This window comes from Spirochaetota bacterium (assembly GCA_034190085.1).
Taxonomy (GTDB): domain Bacteria; phylum Spirochaetota; class UBA4802; order UBA4802; family JAFGDQ01; genus JAXHTS01.
Genome location: JAXHTS010000014.1, coordinates 1 through 3,546 on the forward strand (window position 1 = coordinate 1; position 3,546 = coordinate 3,546).

3 protein-coding genes and 1 pseudogene are annotated in these 3,546 nt (G+C 36.5%); all 4 read right to left on the reverse strand.

Annotated elements, in window-relative coordinates:
• Positions 1–188: 188 nt before the first annotated feature.
• The 4 genes and pseudogenes from SVZ03_02785 to SVZ03_02800 all read right to left on the reverse strand — a co-directional run bounded on the left by SVZ03_02785 (position 189) and on the right by SVZ03_02800 (position 3,313).
• Entirely contained in the window at positions 189–566 is a 378-nt protein-coding gene (locus SVZ03_02785) for a DUF5320 domain-containing protein (protein MDY6933132.1), read from the reverse strand.
• Between the two features lie 467 nt (positions 567–1,033).
• On the reverse strand, positions 1,034–1,474 hold the full coding sequence (locus SVZ03_02790) for an Rrf2 family transcriptional regulator (protein MDY6933133.1): 441 nt from the start codon (positions 1,472–1,474) through the stop codon (positions 1,034–1,036).
• Between the two features lie 398 nt (positions 1,475–1,872).
• Positions 1,873–3,006 (reverse strand): aldehyde dehydrogenase family protein, encoded by a 1,134-nt coding sequence (locus SVZ03_02795; protein MDY6933134.1) that lies wholly within the window; start codon positions 3,004–3,006, stop codon positions 1,873–1,875.
• A gap of 127 nt (positions 3,007–3,133) precedes the next feature.
• Positions 3,134–3,313: pseudogene (locus SVZ03_02800) on the reverse strand (CBS domain-containing protein).
• Between the last annotated feature and the right edge of the window lie 233 nt (positions 3,314–3,546).

Sequence of the window (3,546 nt, forward strand, 5' to 3'; positions counted from 1 at the left end):
CTCATATCTGGGCATCATCACCCTCCTTTAAAATAAATTTGATTAATATCCCAATTTTCAAAACAGGATCGGAACTTCCTCCTTTTAACCAAAAGCCTGCTACAACAAAGTCAAAAAAAGAGTCGTGATTATTTGCGGGATTAACCCCGCAAATAATCACAAAAATAAAGGAGAATAATTATGATTGTCTATTCATTCTTTGCCTTTTCCAATTCATCCAATCTGTTATTAATATCATCCAACGCTCTTTGAAAATAGTTTGCCTGTTCCCTTAAAAATCCTGCTTCATCCTCCTTGCTAACTGGGGGATTGACACCAACAAAAGGGGATGCTCCTCCATAGTTGGGAGCATATCCAAATCTCATCCAACCTGGAAGTCCTGTAGCGTAGAACATATTTCTATATCCCCTGCCCCGGCCTCCACCGCCAAAATATCCTCTCCCCCCAAAGCCTCTGGCGCCTACAGGATTCGCATACCCAGGCATGTTATATCCTGCACAATATCCTGCCGCTCTTCCTGTCATTGGCCCAAAACCAACTGGACCTGTCCCATCACCTCCTGGCATAGCAATCACCTCCTTTAATAATAAATTATCACTTAATATTGATCTTTGATCTTGATTCAATAAAAAATATTATCTTATCCTATACTCCAAAAGAATAACCTTATCAAACCCTATACGTCTATTTTAAAGATGCATAAATCGTGCTAACTATAAAAAAGAAAACGCATAAAAATAAAAATAATTTGTTCTATTAAGAAATCTTAAAAATATGATGAGATGAATGGCGGGATATGGCTAGAATTTAAAAAAACTAACCCTTTTTAGTAAAAAAACAGGAAGCAAAGATATAGAGGCAGAGACTATACTATATAAATAATTACGGAAAGATATATTATTGCAATATGCAATATAAAACAACAAAACGAATTGCAACTTGCATTGAGAATTCACTATTGGGAATACATTGCTGTAATCATGAATAAATCAATACATCTCAGTGCAGGATTGAGAAATTAAAAAATAAATACTCAGATATTATACATACCATATTTCTCCTGTTTTTCTCTACAACGTTTCACTAGGTCTTCCAATGTAATAGAATTAAGCACCTGTGCAATCATCTTACCTACCTCAACCCAGATATCCCTTGTTACACATATTGATTCCCGTTTACATGAAGATGGATTATTGACACACTCAACAAGATCGAATCTTCCTTCCAAAGCCTCTACAATCTCTTTAAGTGTAATCTCTGCTGGATGCCTTGCTAATATATATCCACCCTGAGCACCGCGAAAGGAATTGACAAAACCAGCACTCTTAACAGTAATCATTATCTGACTTAAATATTTCTCTGATATCTCCTCATTTTTAGCAATATCCTTTAAAAAAACCGGACCTTTACCATAATGTAGTCCCAACTCAAGTAACAACCTTGTACCATATCGTGCCCGTGTCGATATTTTCATCTGCAGACCTCGTATTTACTATTATATCAATAGATTTACTATAAGCTTTAATATTTTTTGTAAAGTAATTCTTTATATATCAAATTATTTTTTCTGAAAAGAAATTTTTAGATAGGAATAATAATTTTAGAATTTTACAAGAAGCATCCCATAGCTTAAATTGATACCTACAATTAGATTTGTGTCTCGCAAATTCCAGAACATTTTGAGATAATATGGTTTCACCATTGCTATACCCTCTTGCCATCAAGGATTGAATAATGAAATGGTGGATTGTTGGAGGAGGAGGAGGAGGAGGAGGAGGAGGAGAAATCATCTTCCATTATTTTATTGTATTAAACCCACCATCTCATTATTCCAATTGGGGATGAGACATCTTACTCCTTTATCAGTAAAGGTTATGAATACCTTTTAACAGTGGCAATCTTTTTCAGGCCTCTACAATAGAGAAGCCTGAGGACCCTACTTATCTTTCCATTAATTGAAGGAGAATATGGATACCATCCAAAGTCTTTATTTAATCCTAATCTGTCTATAACAACACTCTGAGTATTACAGAAATTTCTTATTCCTTCAGGGCCGTGACGCATTGACAATCCACTTTCTTTGAGACCTCCAAAAGGCAATTCCATTACCATATAACTTGACAGAACATCGTTTATACATACAAAGCCTGACTGTATTCCGCGAGCAAGTTTGCGCCCCTTTCTTTTGTCTTTTGTCCATATGCTTGAACCAAGACCATAGCAGGAATCGTTAGCTAAGTTTATAGCCTCTTCCTCATCCCTAACCCTTTGAATAGCTATGATGGGACCGAAAGTCTCCTCTGTCATCAATTTCATATTATGATTCACATCTACAACCACAGTCGGTTCAAAGAAATAACCTTTGCCTGGTTTAGAAGTTCTTTTCCCACCGATGAGTATTTTCGCTCCCTTTGAAACTGCATCATTTATTTGATCTTTTACTATCTCTAACTGTTCAGAAGATGTCATAGATCCAATATCACAATTAAAATCTTTGCTATATCCCTGTCGTAACGAGCGCACCTTCCCCACAACACGATCAATGAATTCATCTGCTATTTGCTCTTGGACATATATTCGTTCTGTTGACATACATACCTGCCCTGAATTCAAAAGAGAATCCCATACACCAGCGTTGACTGCACGCTCTATATTCGCATCCTTGAGTACTATCATCGGGTCCTTACCTCCCAACTCAAGCAGGATAGGAATCAACCTTTTACCGGCTCTCTCAGCAATCTTCTTGCCTATCTCAGTACTTCCTGTAAAGGCGATCATGTCTACAGAGTCTATAAGTTCACCAGCCGTTTGTCCCGTGGCAGGGATCACCTGTAAAACATCCTTGGGAAAACCTGAGTCCATAAAGATTCTCCACATTGCAAGTACAGTTAGAGGCGTTGCGGATGATGGTTTGATGACAACAGTGTTGCCAGCCATAAGCGCTGGAATTACATCTGCAAATGAGAGAGTGAGAGGAAAATTCCAGGGTGCAATTATACCAACCACACCGACTAGATGATAAAAAAAAGGTGTAATCTAACTCATCATCCAATGTCCCAGTGATTAAATCATTTGTCATAATCTCTTTTACAGTTATTTCTTTCAGATTGCCACTTCGCTCTGCCAGCTCCCTTAGTATATCTCTTTCAGTAATGATACCAACAAGCTTTCCTTTCTTACCGATCCTATCCAAGACCAACAGTGCTCCAATCTCGTACTTGTTTAGCAATTGTATAGCTTCATGCACTGAAGCGTCTTTGTTTGTTGTTATAACATCCTCCCCTTTTGATTGAAGAATATTCTTCATATTCATAGTTGAACCTCCTTTTTATTATTATAATTGTTTGTAATGAAACTAATGAAAATCTTTCTTTTTTTGGGATAGCAATTATAAATGAATATAACCTCTTTTAATACGTTATCAATCCTCATAAAGATCCCCTAACTAAAACTTATAATAATTATCGATTTCAAGACTGTTATTCGTTTGCCCTTAAGCTATAGCAATACTACTAATATTATAATATTAGTAGTATTGCTATAGCT

Coding starts and splice junctions, on each gene's coding strand:
- SVZ03_02785 (MDY6933132.1), bottom strand. CDS start 566: ATGCCAGGAGGTGATGGGACAGGTCCAGTTGGTTTTGGGCCAATGACA.
- SVZ03_02790 (MDY6933133.1), bottom strand. CDS start 1,474: ATGAAAATATCGACACGGGCACGATATGGTACAAGGTTGTTACTTGAG.